This window comes from Shewanella sp. OMA3-2, from assembly GCF_021513195.1.
GTDB lineage: Bacteria > Pseudomonadota > Gammaproteobacteria > Enterobacterales > Shewanellaceae > Shewanella.
Map to the genome: position 1 here is coordinate 40,642 of NZ_CP090974.1, position 13,495 is coordinate 54,136.

A 13,495-nucleotide genomic window follows, 5' to 3' on the forward strand; every position below is an offset into this window, starting at 1 on the left:
CTAATCTCTTATTTATAGGCTGGTTAAATCGATAAAATCATGGTCATTATCAGTGATATCAAATAACGATAATTTGGGTTTACGGCAAATTTGAGCATTCCCCCCAAATTTAACACTGTGCACTTAGCTGTATGGGCACTCATTAATGATGTAAATTAGTAACTTATAACAGATACAAACCCACGCTAATGAAGCTAATAGTATATATGTGGCTAAAATCGCCGTATGGTACTCGAAGTATTATTTATAAAATAGTCTACACTTACTGAATATTGATTGAACTGCCTATATTTCTATTGATTAATCCATGGAATCAGGATTATCCCTTGCAAAGGAACTGTTTATGGCAATTGCCTGTATTAACACTCGTGCCAGTTGTGGCGTTGATGCCCCTATTGTTACCGTTGAAGTACATTTAAGTAATGGCCTACCCGCTTTTAATTTAGTCGGCTTGCCAGAAACCTCAGTAAAAGAAGCCAAAGAGCGAGTCCGCAGCGCCTTGATTAATGCGGGCTTTGAAGTGCCACAGCGCCGAATTACCGTTAACCTTGCCCCAGCAGATTTACCAAAACAGGGGGGCGTTACGATTTACCTATCGCCATTGGTATTTTAGCTGCTTCAGGGCAAATTCCCACTAAGAATATCGCCCAATATGAATTTATTGGTGAGCTTGCGCTATCGGGGCATGTCAGATCCTGTAGTGGTATTTTACCCGCCATCATCGCTGCAAAAAATCAATATCATCATTTATTTATGCCACTGGAAAATCGCTATGAAGCCGAACTGGTAGGTTATGAACACTGCTTTTTTGTTGCCCATTTACAACACTTAGCGGCCTTTATGCATGGGCAATCACAATTACCTAAGCTAGATAGTTTACCCCAATGGATAGATGATGCCCCCACTGACGAAAGTCATTTATGTATGAGCGAAGTGATTGGTCAACATCAAGCAAAACAAGCACTAGAAATTGCCGCCGCTGGAGGACATAACATGTTAATGCTTGGGCCCCCGGGCACAGGAAAGTCGATGTTAGCTAATCGAATCATTCCATTAATGCCCAAACTAACCTATGAAGAAGCTATTGAAGTCGCGGCAATTCATTCGGTTGCAGCCCTGAGTATTAAACCTGCTAACTTTTTGAACCGCCCGTTTCGCGCACCACATCATACTTGTTCATCTATTTCATTAGTTGGTGGAGGAAGCCAGCCCAAACCGGGGGAGATATCATTAGCCCATAGGGGGATTTTATTTTTAGATGAGATAGCCGAGTTTCCCCGCAAAGTCTTAGATTGCCTAAGGGAGCCAATGGAAAGTGGTGAGGTGGTGATCTCACGCGCCGCAGCCAAATTGACCTTTTCTAGCCGATTTCAGCTAATTGCCGCAATGAATCCTAGCCCCTGCGGTGATACCGAGCATGCACGCGCCACACCGGATCAAATTCAACGTTATTTGTCACGTTTATCTGGGCCTTTTTTAGACCGATTTGATTTAACTATAGATGTGCCTAAGCTACCGTCCGGTACATTAACCCAAACCAATACAACATCAGAAACCAGTGCTAGCATCGCGCTACGTGTCAAACATGCTCGAGATGTACAGTTGAGTCGGTGCGGCGTATTAAATAGTGAGCTCAGTCCTAAACTGCTTAATCAACACAGCGGCATTTGCCACCAAGACTTGGTTTTTTTAGAGCAAAGTGTGGTTAAACTTGGATTATCAGTGCGCAGTTTTCATCGAATTCAACGTGTTGCTCGCACTATCGCCGACCTGCAAAATAGTCAAAATACCGATAGAAGCCATATCGCTCAAGCGCTAGGATACCGTGCAATGGACAGGCTTTTGGCCAGTTTAAGTAGACAATACTAAAATAAAATCGCTACTGATTGAGCTAAACCTATACAACGAGTAATATAGGCCTCCATTTACAGGAGAGTTAGATGTCGTTGTTTTCAAAAATTAAAGGGTCGTTAGCATTCGTATGCTACTTAATAAATACACTATTTTGGGCCATACCCATTTTAGTTTTTGGCCTGATCAAACTGATCCCCTTAAAAATTATCGACAAAGTGTGCAGTTATGTAGCTGATCACTGTGCTTCGGCATGGATTTACTGCAACACGCTTACTGAAAGAATACTTCACCTGGTCACTTTTGAAGTCACTGGTGATACTGATTTTGATCAAAAACAGTGGTATATGGTAATTGCAAACCATCAGTCTTGGGTTGATATCTTAGTACTGCAACGCTTATTAAATGGCAAAATTCCTTTTCTTAAGTTTTTCCTCAAACAAGAACTGCTTTATGTGCCTATATTAGGGTTAGTTTGGTGGGCATTAGACTTTCCTTTTATGCGCCGCTTTAGCCATGCACAACTTAAAAAAACCCAAAGCTTAAAGGTAAAGACATCGAAATTACCCGTAAAGCCTGTGAAAAATTTAAAACTAAGCCTGTCAGTGTGATGAATTTTGTTGAGGGTACTCGCTTTAGTACCGCTAAACATCACAAGCAGATATCGCCTTTTGCGCACCTATTAAAACCTAAAGCGGGTGGAATGGCTTTCGCACTCTCAGCTATGGGCGAACACATCAATAAGTTAGTTAATGTGACTATTTATTATCCTGAACAGGTGCCTTCATTTTGGGGCTATCTCTGCGGGCAAACCCAGCATATTAAAGTAGACATTAAAATTAGCGATATACCAGAGACTATGCGTGGCGATTATATTAATGACAGACAATTTAAAATTGACTTTCAAGAGCAGTTAAACCAATTTTGGACAGACAAAAATCAAATGCTACAACAGTATCATCAGCACTGTACAGCACCAAAAAATCGCGCGGAAATTCGCAGCAAGCCTACTGAAAAGGTATAAATATCAATGCTATCATTTTTACCTGGCCCAATGTTATACGCAATAAGTCTCACTTTATTGATTATTAACACTGTTGTTTGGAGCTCATTACTGAGTATTGGTGGCATAGTGAAATTACTCCTGCCCATCAACATCATTCGCTTAGGCTTATCTCACCTAATGAACCGCTTTATGTGGTGCTGGGCGGTCTGTAATGGCGGCATTTTAGCATTAATATCTAATATTGAATGGGACGTAGAAGGCCTTGAAGGTCTTGATGAAAATAGCTGGTATTTACTGATAAGTAATCACTTAAGCGGTTTTGATATTGCTGCTCAAACCTATTTACTACGCAATCATATTCCAATGTTAAAGTTCTTTCTGAAACAAGAATTGATGTATGTACCCATTATGGGATTAGGCTGTTGGGCGCTGGATATGCCGTTTATGCATAGAACCAGCCCAGCAAAGTTACGTAAAAATCCTAAATTGAAAGGCAAAGACTTAGCAACAACTCGCAAGGCTTGTGCTCGGTTTAAACATTTACCTACCTCTATTATTAACTATGTTGAAGGTAGTCGCTTCACGGTAGAAAAACATCAACGCCAACAGTCACCTTACCAACATTTGCTACGAGCAAAAGCGGGTGGTATTGCTTTTACCCTTTCGGCAATGGGTGAACAATTTACCAGCCTGCTTAATGTTACTTTAGTGTACCCAGACGCAAAGGCAGATGAAGATATACTTTATGGTGTGATGAATGGTCGCGTCAAAAAAGTGGTTATGAGAGTAGAAATACTTCCCGTCCCTGAGGTTGATCCTGACATTTACTTTTCTGAGGCGGAATATAGGGCCGAATTTCAACGTTGGTTGAATGATTTGTGGTTAGAAAAAGATAACCAAATCGATGGCATTCTCAAGCAATATGCTGAAAAACCTATCACAAACAACAAAAAATAATAATCAAGTATTATCATCTGTAGAACTAGCTATAATAAACGCCAAATAGTTAACAAAAAAAATACATATATTAATAATGATTAACAATTGAATTTCCCCCCTTACAAGGTAGTATTGATTTAAGCGGTTATTTCATAATAATAAAACACAGAAACTAAGGTGTCGTTTGAATTTACGCATATTTTCACTATTGATTACTTGCTTTGTCTTTGCATCTTTATCGTATGCATCGCCAGCTATGGCGTTACATAAAGGCAAATATGGTCATATTTCCGAGATCAAATTTGAGCACTTTGATAGTCAGCAAGGACTCAATCAAAACAGTATTACCAAGTTGTTTACGGATAGGGCTGGCATGTTATGGATTGGCACCCAAGATGGCTTGCACAGCTATAATGGTGTCGACTTTCAGATATACCTCAAACGTTCTGGTGATCCTGAATCCATTTCAGATAATTTTATTACTGATATAATTCAAACCCCCGATGGTGCACTTTGGGTGGCAACTTTTAATAGTGGCTTAAATAGACTTGACCTTAAAACGGGTAAATTTACTCGGTTTAATAAGTTAGATGGCCTAACTGATAGCCAAGTATCTCACCTTGCCGTTATTGGTGACACACTTTGGGTAGGCACACGTTCTGGCCTGTTTATGATGTCTCTCAAGACGCATAAAATTACTTCTATTGGTCTAGGTAATAGTTTAGAACCGCAAATAACCAGCTTATCTAATATCGATGACCAGTTTGTCATCGTTGGCACTGATAGAGTGGGCACATATGCCATCGATACCAATACAATTAACCGTTTAGACATTCCAAATGAAATGCAAGTTAACCGAATTCAGGCGAGCTCAATTTTTGCCGTTTGGCTAGCTATTGATAATCAAATCTGGCGTTATAATTTAGACACTCATCAAAAAGAACTTATTTGGCAACGACCTAATACGATTGGACAAAAAAATGATATTAAAGATTTTATTGTACTTGATGCCAGCCAAATATGGGCAATAGGTAATGGTTCTGGGCTGATTCAATTAGATTTTGACGGCAAAGAATGGCAAAGCCAATATCACAAAAATGAAGCTTATAAACAGAATAGCCTAAGTGAAAATAATCTCTATTCCATGATGCTCGACCCAAATGGCACTTTATGGTTAGGGACTAGTTTTTCCGGTATCGATAAAATTAATCTTAGTCATCAATATTTCGCCCATTTATTCGATAGTAGTACCAGCAATCCTCGCTCGGCTAATATGATCCGAGCCATTTATCGCGATCATAAACAACGCTTGTGGATTGGAACGGATAGAGCTGGTCTTAAATATTTAACTGAGGATGGTAAATATATTTATCTTAATGAACAGTTTTCTGCCTTATTGAATATTCCTGCCGCTGAACTCAATATGCAAGTTAACGATATTATTGAAGATAGCCAACAAACGGTATGGTTTGCGACCAGCATTGGGGTATTTACCTTAGATAAACAAGATGTGCTATCACAAATTAAGCCTCACAATCCAGCACTACAAGCTGATATAAATTTTCGTAGCTTAGCCATTGATGATAAAAATAGAGTGTGGTTAGCCAGCATATTAGGGCTGTATTTTATCTCTAAAGATAACCAGCAAATGCTGCCCTATAATTTTGGTTTTCAGAAAGAGTATTCCCCCTATAAACACCAAATGCTAACGTTACATTTCAGTGATGGGTATTTATGGATAGGCACCATAGGTGGCCTGGTCAGACTCAACCCAGAAGAAAAAGAATTAGTTTTTGTGAGTAATGAGCCTGGTAATCCTTATAGTTTAAGCGATAACCGTGTACGAGATTTTCTTCGTACCTCAAATGGCGACCTCTGGGTAGCGACCCATGGCGGCATTGACAAATTAACTACTGACTACGGTATTTTTAAATTTGAACGCTTAGATGTGAATAATGACTTAACCATAAATACTGTTTACAGTTTGCTAGAGGATAACGACCAAAACCTTTGGTTAGGTACCAACTCAGGGATTTCCCGTTATAACCCCACCACAAAAAAATTTACTGCATTTAATATTCATGAAGGGCTGCAAGCATATGAATTTAATGGCGCAGCTCGCTTTAAAGACACTAATGGTGACATGTGGTTTGGTGGCATAAATGGGTTAAATTACTTTATTCCGAGTGATATTCCACAGCAGCGTCCTCCTATAAAGCTAGCGCTCACTAGTTACACTATTGGTGATACCAGTTATCCGGTGTTAGACCTTAGCCACACACCTAAAATTAACATGCCCTATGAGAAGCAACTTATCAGCTTTGAAATAAGCGCACTCAACTTTAGCTACAGCAACTTAAGCCAATACAGTTACTCTTTAACGGGTTTTGATTCTGTATGGCATGATCTTCCAACCGGCAGCAAAATAACCTACACCAATTTACCCCTGGGGATTATAAACTCATGGTGCGTCATGCATTAGGACTGAATGCTTTTGATGATAAATCATTAGCAGTGCCTATTACGGTGATACCGCCGTTTTATATGAGTAATTTAGCCTATATGCTGTATGGCATGCTCAGCTTTAGTCTGCTGTCATATTTAATGTATTCAAGGCATTACAAACACGAGAGACAACGAGAATTCGAACAAAGTATTCGTGCATCAGAAGAACGGTTGAAACTCGCCTTGTGGGCATCTGGCGACGGTATGTGGGATTGGAATATCACCCAAAACAAAGTCTACCGCACCAACATGGTGCCTCAGATGAATTTTGACCATTCAGATAAATTACTTATTCATAACATTCACCTTGAAGACCGTGCAAGGGTAGAACATCTACTGCAAAAGCATCTCGATGGGGAGAGTGAGTTTTTCGAAGCTGAATACCGAGTCGAAACAGGTGACGGCAAATGGACTTGGTTGCTTGACCGCGGTCAAGTGGTTGAACGTGACAACAAAGATAGACCACTTCGTATGGCGGGTACCCATAAAGACATTACCAGCCGTAAGGAAATTGAAAATGAATTAAAACTGTCTTCACAAGTACTGTTTAGTATGAATGAAGCTGTTGTCGTCGGAGAACTAGATTATAGAGTGCGCTCAGTTAATCCTGCATTTAGCCGAATTACTGGCTTTAAACCGCAGGAAGTCGCCGGCAAACACTTTTTATTCTTGGCTATGGGCAGACAATCAAGGGAGTTTTATCTTACCGTTGAAGCTCAGTTGTTACGCTACAAACATTGGGCCGGAGAGATCAAAATCCGTACCCGCAACCGTAAAGGTATTTTAGCTTGGCTTGAAATAAACCAGGTTATCGACAACAAAGGTGAAACCAGCCACTTTGTTGCAGTATTTACCGATATCACAGCCCGTAAAAAAGCCGAAGAAGATTTACGTGTGCTGGCTAATTTTGATCCGTTAACAGGGTTACCCAATAGAACCTTATTTCAAGATAGGCTAAACCATGCAATCACCAAAGCGCATAGGTCACAGCAAGTTGTCGCGCTATTGTTTCTCGATTTAGATCGCTTCAAGCATATAAATGACTCTATGGGTCATCATATTGGTGATTTATTGCTTAAATCGGTATCCATACGGCTGCAAAATGCTATCAGAGAAGGGGATACGGTTGCCAGATTAGGCGGCGATGAGTTTACCCTCATATTAGAAGGCGTTCAAAAAACCGAATCAGTGACCCGAATTGCCGAAAAAGTACTGCAATCATTCGAAACGCCATTTTTATTAGACGATAAAGTGTTAACTATTTCATCATCCATTGGCATTAGCTTATATCCTAACGATGCGGATGATACAACTTCATTAATTAAATATGCTGATACTGCTATGTATCATGCTAAGTCTTTAGGGCGCAATAATTTTCAGTTTTATACCGCAGAGCTGAATCATTATGCTACTCGCCATGTCCAGTTAGAAGCAGGTCTTAAACAAGCGATTAACCTGAATGAGCTGTCTTTGGTTTATCAGCCTAAATTTGATGTTAAAACAGAAAAAATTATTGGATTAGAAGCGCTATTACGTTGGAATAGTGAAGAGCTTGGGTTTATTTCTCCTGCAGAATTTATCCCGTTAGCAGAAGAAACAGGCATGATTAATGAAATAGGTCACTGGGCACTTAATCAAGCCTGTAGCCAGCTTTCACAATGGCATCAGCAGGGGTTTGAGTATATCTCTGTTGCGGTAAACCTTTCTGCCAGACAGTTAAAGGCCGATATCATATCCACAATTGAAGTTGCTTTAGCGGTATCAGGTCTGCCTGCCAGCGCGCTAGAATTAGAATTAACCGAATCAATGATTATGGGTAATCCAGCTGATTCTGTAGAAATTCTTACCCAACTAAAGGCCATTGGTTTAACCATTTCTATTGATGATTTTGGTACCGGATATTCCAGCTTAAGTTACCTTAAGCGCTTCCCTATCGATACCTTAAAAATTGATCGTGAGTTTGTGCGTGACATTACTGAAGATCCTGATGATGCCGCCATTACCAGTGCAATTATTACCTTGGCGCACAGCTTAGAATTAAATGTTGTTGCTGAAGGAGTTGAAACCCACGAGCAACTAGAGTTTTTACGCCAAGGTGGTTGCGACCAAGTACAAGGCTTCTTGCTTAGTAAGCCTTTGTCTGCCATTGATTGTTTAGCACGTTTAAAGTTAGACAAGAGCTCGCTTTCATCATAATCATTATGACTAACAATAACCAAAAGGCCTGAAATCATTCAGGCCTTTTGGTGTGCTTGTAACGCATATATTGGATAAAACTCACCTTAATAACATCAACAACAAGCCGTTGATCACTTAAAAATCGTCTATCACATGAAAAGCACGATATTCATCATAGGCAAACTGATCTGTCATACCGCTAATATAATCAATAATAAGCCGCATGCGGAAATAAAACTCACGGCAATCTTCGTCTGCAATGTAAGCCATAAGTGCACCTTCTGACATCGCAGTTTGATATGCTGCAATATGTTTAGAAGACAATTTTTTGAATAGGCGTTTAGGGTATATTGGGATAGATACTCGCTCATCCTCTGTCGTTTGAGCACCATACATTAATACATTAAATTGACTACGACTTAGGGTGAGTAATGGCCTATAACATTCCATTAAACCACTTATCACCCTATAACCTTGCAACTCTCGAGCTTCCACCTCTGGGTGACAAAAGGCTTGTTCTAAGGCCACCTGCTTGAACGTTTCAACAATCATGTGATTAACGCTGTTATCTTCAATCAAGGCATGATTAAAACTGCCGTCAAATACCGCTTCAATATTATCAATAAAACGTTTTTGGGCATGTTGCGGTAAACGTCCATTCACCCCAACCCGTAAGAATACAAAAAACATGCTGTCGCTGCCCTTTGCACTTTTACTGGCTTTATCTAACATCAACTGCATTACTGCACGGTCTTCAACCGACAGATGTGTAGATATCTGGGTAAACTTGTCTGTTAGTGCCTGTTTCATTTGCGTAACCGTTAATACGCCTTTTTCAACAGCATCTTCTAAATCAGCAATACCATATGAAATATCATCGGCGGCTTCCATAATATAGGCAAAAGGTGAACGACAATGGGGCGCTATAACCAAGGTTTTTTGTAGTTCGGCAATGAAGTCAGTTTCACTCAAATAGTAGCCGACCTTTTTCTTTAGATAACTGTGAGGGTCATTAGCATTCTTAGCTGGTTTGGGCTCAGTGCCACAGCGGGTGTATTTCATGATCCCTGATGCTTGTGAATAAGTCAGGTTCAGTTTTAACAATGAGTGAATTAATCGTATTCCCTGAGCATTACCTTCAAAACTGATTAAGTCTCTGGCAATGTCGTCGGGTAAGGTTTTATTGTGCAGTTGCTGGTATATGCCCGCAAGGCTGGTTTGTAACCAATCAATCATTGCAGCTTCACCAAAATGACCGAAAGGTGGATTGCCAACATCGTGCATTAAACACGACATTTCTACGATAGTTTCCAACTCACGCGCTAAGGTTTTTAAACCATAGTTTTGTGCATCTGAGTCATATTTAGATAAGCCATCACAAATCAACTGACTGATATATCGCCCGACTTGCTGCACTTCCATCGAGTGAGTTAAGCGGCTACGTACTGCGGCATTTCGCTCTAACGGAAATACTTGGGTTTTTTGCTGTAAGCGCCTAATAGCTGCTGAATTAATGATACGGCCACGGTCACTTTCAAACTGCCTTAATATTGGGCCTGTGGACGCTTTATATTGAAAAGGCCGTTCAGCTTTAATTTTAGTATTAAAATGCATATCCATTACCCAGTAAAAACAAAGTGTTCGATAAGTTAAACTTACAGTATTAATCTTTTATTTTCAATGCATTAAATTAGCACCAAGTCATTTAACACTATGATTAACTTGATATAAAATGGGTGATTCACACATTATATTTGAATTATTTAATATTTTTAAAAACCACAAATTTTACTCACTAAGCTAAGATTAAACATTCAAACTCCTCAGTTTTAGTGTGTTAGAATTAGCCCCAATTCAATTTCAACTATCAGCACAAGGTCATCTAATGAATCCAATTATTGCCATTTTAAAAGAACACAATGTTAGTGATGCTAAAATTAATGAATTATTTCAAACGTTAACTGAAAACCCATTAATGGCGATGAACATTGTGGCTCAATTAGGGATCCCTGCAGAAAAACTACAACAATTAATGGGCTTAGTAATGCAAAATCCTGCATTAATTAAAGAAGCGGTTTTGGAGTTAGGTTTAGATTTTTCAAAAGTAGAAGCGGCAAAAGCACAATTACAGCAATAAAGTTATCATCAGCCAAAAGAGTAAAGCACTATCTTGCTTTACTCTTTGCGAGCCTCTATCCCCTGCCTCAATATAATAACCTTAAACAACCTTAACCTGAGATAATAAATACTTACTAAACAGTCATTTGTCGTGCTAACTGCGTTACATTAACGTGCAATACACCCGTTATTGACGTGTTAATGCGCCTTGCTTGCAAAACAAATAGCTAGTTGGCTATAAAATAGGTTAAACGTGTTGAATTTAGCGTATTGAGCCGATCTATTAACCCGAGTTAAGGTTAAATAGATATTAGCTTACTTCAACATATTACTAAAACCACAACAGACGATGATCTCATTGGGTGTTGTGACAACATGCCACAAGCTCCGCCTTATGAAAATGAGCATAAACAGCTGCAACATTTCTTTAGCAAGATCAACAGAGGCCAATGTTAACGCTTTACTCCACCTTTTCGAAAGCCACCAGCCAGGTCTTGAGTAGCTGATTAAGCTGGGGCTGCTCAGTCTCCGACAAATGATCAACTAACCGGTGCTGGACACGTACGTGCTCTTCAATCACCTCATCTATAGTAGTAAGGCCTTTTTCAGTCAAGCCGACCGATACGCTACGCCTATCATCTGTGCTATGCGCACGTTTAATCAACCCTTTAGACTCAAGTTTATCTAATCTATTTGTCATCGCACCTGAGGTAAGCATCATCGAAGATAATAACGCCGAAGGTGTTAAGGTATAAGGCAGACCTGCACGCCTTAATGTCGCCAGCACATCAAACTCACCCATAGTTAACTCAAACTGTTTATGGCAAGCAGATATTTCGGTTTCAATGTGTTTTTGCAAACGTAAAAAGCGTCCTAGTATCGCCATTGGCATGGTATCTAAATGCGGTTTTTGTTCACCCCACTGCGCAACAAGTCGATCAATATCTTCCATTTATCACCTATCCAATTAGTCGTTCAACAATCGCAAAATAACTTAATGCAAAGATACTTGATAAAAAGATGCTTTACAAAAATAAATCTTAGGTTCAAAATAGCAACTTATCTTTACATGAAGATACTTAAAGGAAAGCTAGTTTATGAATGTGTTACTTGCCATGATCCCCGCTTTTTTCTGGGGTACCACTTATGCGATGACTCAGTTCACCTTACCGGACTGGCCACCATTATTATTAGGCACCCTACGTGCTTTACCTGCTGGACTGATATTACTGGCCATTAAACCTAGCTTACCTAATAAAACTGATTGGCCCATTTTAGTTAAGTTGGGGACGATTAATATTGCAGTATTTTTTAGTCTAATTTTTGTGATGGCATTAACCCTACCCTCAGCCATATCCGGTATTGGAATGATTTCAGTACCGGTTTTTGCCATGCTATTCCATTGGGCTGTCAGTAAAAAGCGCCCTAATCCAGTACAAGCCATTTCAGGAATGGGGTTAATACTATTAGCCTGGATGCTATTCGACCCAAGTTCAATTAGCTTAAATCCGTTAGGGTTAGTCGCCATGCTAGCGGCTATTAGCTGTATTATTATTGGCAGTACTATGACTAAAGCACTTGGTACGCGGATCCATTGGTGGACCATACTGACCTGGCAGCTCATTATAGGCGGCATAATACTCTTGCTGATCGCAGGAATTCAGGCCTTAATTTCACCACAACAATATCTTAATGTTATCAACCAATTTAGCCTGATAAATGCGGCCGGAATAAGCTGGATTGTATTACTCAATACAGTGCTGGGTTACGGCATGTATGTATGGTTGCTGCAACGTATGTCTGTTGTCGACTTCACGTTCGGCGGCATTGCCAATCCCGTCGCAGGTATCGTTTGTGGTTTAGTGTTAATGGGTGAATCATATTCTCATCACCAATACCTATTGATGGGCGGAATGATTCTAGCCTCTATCGCCCCCGCATTAATTCAGCTGCTGCGCCAAAAATTATGTAACACGGCTAGCAATTAACAGTGACTTATCATCAACAACTTACTCAAACTCGATTTTTTATAGCCTGATATGACCGTTTTTAGAGTAAGGCTCTTAACTGATTAAGTGCATCTACCGAGAAACCTTGGTCATAAAAGTAAATCACTTTGCCCTGTGCATCGAGTAACACCACTCGGGTGTTGTTAGGGTTTTCGTTACCGGTAAAGGCTTGTACTTGGTCGCCATCTTGATAAACCGTCACTACGCCCTTCCAAAGTGGTTTAGGTATACCAGCGCGCATTCCATTATCAATAAAAGTACTGAACATTCTAGGAAACAATCCTTGAATTGTTGGCACTTCATATACCGCAACTTGAGTCTGGGTCATGTCTAAACCAATTAACCAGCGATCTATATCAAATTGTGAATTTTGTTTATATCCCACTAATAATAATGCCACTTTACCTTTTAAATCGTCAGGTAAAGACATTGGTAGCTGCTCAAGTGTCTGTCCTGATACTGATGGAAAAACCTGTCCAGTAATGGATTGATTAGGGTAATTGGTGCTGCAAGCCGTTAATAACATTGCCATCGCCATAACTATAAATAAACGCATCTGTAGTCCTTATTAATAAGTTGTCTAATAAGTTATACGTACCAAAGTCCCAAAAGGCCTATACACAATGATTAATGATTTACAGATAATTTGTTAAAGTCACGCCAACTTTTTGGGGGGAGATATTGTTTTTTAAAGAACGCTTTCAGGATATCGATTCATTGCCTGCAGAAAACACGTTTTTATTCCGCTATGAAGCCCTGCAAGCCGCACTGAAACATGTGAATAAACAGAAGTAAACTCTACTCATTCACAACGCCCTGCTGTTATCGTCTATCATTGTGACCCCAATAGCATTTAAGCTAATGAAATAGCTAGCTTATTGAATTAGGA

General features: G+C 39.7%; 8 protein-coding genes and 2 pseudogenes. 7 read left to right on the plus strand and 3 right to left on the minus strand.

Annotation, left to right across the window (positions count from 1 at the left end; genetic code table 11):
• The first annotated feature begins 343 nt into the window (after positions 1–343).
• From L0B17_RS00205 to L0B17_RS00225, 5 genes and pseudogenes are all read left to right on the plus strand, one after another.
• A pseudogene (locus L0B17_RS00205) lies at positions 344–1,869 on the plus strand (YifB family Mg chelatase-like AAA ATPase).
• Between the two features lie 71 nt (positions 1,870–1,940).
• Positions 1,941–2,875 (plus strand): annotated as a pseudogene (locus tag L0B17_RS00210) (acyltransferase).
• Positions 2,876–2,881: 6 nt separating this feature from the next.
• On the plus strand, positions 2,882–3,814 hold the full coding sequence (locus L0B17_RS00215) for an acyltransferase (protein ID WP_235086759.1): 933 nt from the start codon (positions 2,882–2,884) through the stop codon (positions 3,812–3,814).
• A gap of 166 nt (positions 3,815–3,980) precedes the next feature.
• The gene (locus L0B17_RS00220; RefSeq protein WP_235086760.1) at positions 3,981–6,278 is read left to right on the plus strand and encodes a ligand-binding sensor domain-containing protein; all 2,298 of its coding nucleotides are present in this window, start codon (positions 3,981–3,983) and stop codon (positions 6,276–6,278) included.
• The gene (locus tag L0B17_RS00225; protein ID WP_235086762.1) at positions 6,260–8,497 is read left to right on the plus strand and encodes a putative bifunctional diguanylate cyclase/phosphodiesterase; all 2,238 of its coding nucleotides are present in this window, start codon (positions 6,260–6,262) and stop codon (positions 8,495–8,497) included. The genes L0B17_RS00220 and L0B17_RS00225 overlap by 19 nt, the downstream gene beginning before the upstream one ends.
• A gap of 117 nt (positions 8,498–8,614) precedes the next feature.
• On the opposite strand, the gene dgt is transcribed toward L0B17_RS00225, so the two are convergent.
• Positions 8,615–10,099 (minus strand): dGTPase, encoded by a 1,485-nt coding sequence (gene dgt, locus L0B17_RS00230; protein ID WP_443019912.1) that lies wholly within the window; start codon positions 10,097–10,099, stop codon positions 8,615–8,617.
• A 265-nt stretch (positions 10,100–10,364) separates the two neighbouring features.
• Here dgt and L0B17_RS00235 point away from each other — a divergent pair, with 265 nt between their 5' ends.
• A complete protein-coding gene (locus L0B17_RS00235) occupies positions 10,365–10,616 on the plus strand; it encodes a DUF2999 family protein (protein WP_235086766.1) in 252 nt (83 codons plus the stop codon).
• A 441-nt stretch (positions 10,617–11,057) separates the two neighbouring features.
• On the opposite strand, the gene L0B17_RS00240 is transcribed toward L0B17_RS00235, so the two are convergent.
• On the minus strand, positions 11,058–11,549 hold the full coding sequence (locus tag L0B17_RS00240) for a MarR family winged helix-turn-helix transcriptional regulator (RefSeq protein ID WP_235086767.1): 492 nt from the start codon (positions 11,547–11,549) through the stop codon (positions 11,058–11,060).
• 145 nt (positions 11,550–11,694) lie between these two features.
• Here L0B17_RS00240 and L0B17_RS00245 point away from each other — a divergent pair, with 145 nt between their 5' ends.
• Positions 11,695–12,585: an EamA family transporter gene (locus tag L0B17_RS00245; RefSeq protein WP_235086769.1), complete on the plus strand. Its 891-nt coding sequence runs from the start codon at positions 11,695–11,697 to the stop codon at positions 12,583–12,585.
• Positions 12,586–12,646: 61 nt separating this feature from the next.
• Here the strand turns inward: L0B17_RS00245 and L0B17_RS00250 are convergent, their stop codons facing one another.
• Positions 12,647–13,162 (minus strand): hypothetical protein, encoded by a 516-nt coding sequence (locus L0B17_RS00250; RefSeq protein ID WP_235086771.1) that lies wholly within the window; start codon positions 13,160–13,162, stop codon positions 12,647–12,649.
• Positions 13,163–13,495 lie beyond the last annotated feature (333 nt).

Coding starts and splice junctions, on each gene's coding strand:
- L0B17_RS00225 (WP_235086762.1), top strand. CDS start 6,260: ATGGTGCGTCATGCATTAGGACTGAATGCTTTTGATGATAAATCATTA.
- L0B17_RS00245 (WP_235086769.1), top strand. CDS start 11,695: ATGAATGTGTTACTTGCCATGATCCCCGCTTTTTTCTGGGGTACCACT.
- L0B17_RS00250 (WP_235086771.1), bottom strand. CDS start 13,162: ATGCGTTTATTTATAGTTATGGCGATGGCAATGTTATTAACGGCTTGC.
- L0B17_RS00235 (WP_235086766.1), top strand. CDS start 10,365: ATGAATCCAATTATTGCCATTTTAAAAGAACACAATGTTAGTGATGCT.
- L0B17_RS00240 (WP_235086767.1), bottom strand. CDS start 11,549: ATGGAAGATATTGATCGACTTGTTGCGCAGTGGGGTGAACAAAAACCG.
- dgt (WP_443019912.1), bottom strand. CDS start 10,099: ATGGATATGCATTTTAATACTAAAATTAAAGCTGAACGGCCTTTTCAA.
- L0B17_RS00215 (WP_235086759.1), top strand. CDS start 2,882: ATGCTATCATTTTTACCTGGCCCAATGTTATACGCAATAAGTCTCACT.